Source organism: Phytoactinopolyspora endophytica (assembly GCF_004138495.1).
Taxonomy (GTDB): Bacteria; Actinomycetota; Actinomycetes; order Jiangellales; family Jiangellaceae; genus Phytoactinopolyspora; species Phytoactinopolyspora endophytica.
In genome coordinates this window covers 170,751-171,107 of the sequence record NZ_ML142861.1, presented here as the reverse complement: position 1 = coordinate 171,107, position 357 = coordinate 170,751, and the positions used below count along the sequence as shown (strand labels likewise).

The following is a 357-nucleotide window of genomic DNA, read 5'->3' as shown; positions in this document are numbered from 1 at the left end:
CACCGGGCCGGACGGGGGTCCCCATGCCGTCTTCATGTCGATGGTCACGGCGCCTTCGAGAAACGTGTAGAAGCCGGAGCCCCCGAAGATGCCGACATCGGCTGTCAAGGCTTCCCCGGTCACCTCACCGGCGTTCTGGCTCTCCGGGTCACGCGGCACGGGCGTCGTCTCGCTCACGCAGTCTCCTCCTCGTCCGTCGCACGCGTGGCCGCGCGTGCCCGCACCAGCTGTGCCCGCATGTCCATCACGGCACGGGCAGTACCACCGACCGTACCGGTGACCTTACTTCTGCCGATCCGGCGTCGGTACCGGACCGGGCGTTCCGCGACGACCCACCCGGCCGCAGCGGCGCGCAAC

At 70.0% G+C, this 357-nt stretch carries 1 pseudogene; it reads right to left on the bottom strand.

What is annotated here, in order from left to right:
• Window positions 1-173 precede the first annotated feature (173 nt).
• Window positions 174-357, bottom strand: a pseudogene (locus ELR45_RS38785) (glycosyltransferase); the annotation flags it as partial.